Below are 554 nucleotides of genomic sequence, written 5' to 3'. Positions count from 1 at the left end.
CCCGTCCGTGAGTTCCTCCCACCCGGCCGTCCCGTGCACACCCGGAACGGGACCGGGCTTACCGGAGACACGGAACTCGAGCAGGAAGCGGTTTCCGGGTACGCGATCCCCGACATCGACGGACACCCGCTGGCCTCTGTGCCGGTACTTGGCGGGGCGGCCGTCCAGGAAGACCTTGCTGACGCGCAAGCCGTGGAGGTCGACGTCGATCCGATTGGTGGCCTCGGCGATCTCAACGTACAGCTGAGCCTTTTCCTCCAACCGGTTGGCCGCAACCTTGTACGTGAGCTTGAGGTCGTAATGCGAAACCGGGTATCGAGTGTCGCCGTGCCCCCTCAGGTACGGGTCTGGGTTGGTCATTCGGACTCCGATCGGGGTTCGTGGAGGTCAAGAGTGGGCACGGTGTCTGGTTCGGCGGGCAGTCTAATCCCGCTCCTGTGCGTCCAGCTCATCCACCCACGGACCGATGGGGTTGCCAACCCACCGCGTCTTGTCCGGGGCGGACTCACCGCGCATGACCAGAGGGCCGGGGCCGGGGGTCGCGTACCGCCCCA

Annotated in this window: 1 pseudogene; it reads right to left on the bottom strand. The window is 66.2% G+C overall.

What is annotated here, in order from left to right:
- Window positions 1-360: pseudogene (locus tag GTW58_RS13805) on the bottom strand (M1 family metallopeptidase); the annotation flags it as partial.
- Window positions 361-554 lie beyond the last annotated feature (194 nt).

This window comes from Kocuria subflava (assembly GCF_012163155.1).
Taxonomy (GTDB): domain Bacteria; phylum Actinomycetota; class Actinomycetes; order Actinomycetales; family Micrococcaceae; genus Kocuria; species Kocuria subflava.
This window is presented reverse-complemented; position numbering and strand designations above follow the sequence as displayed.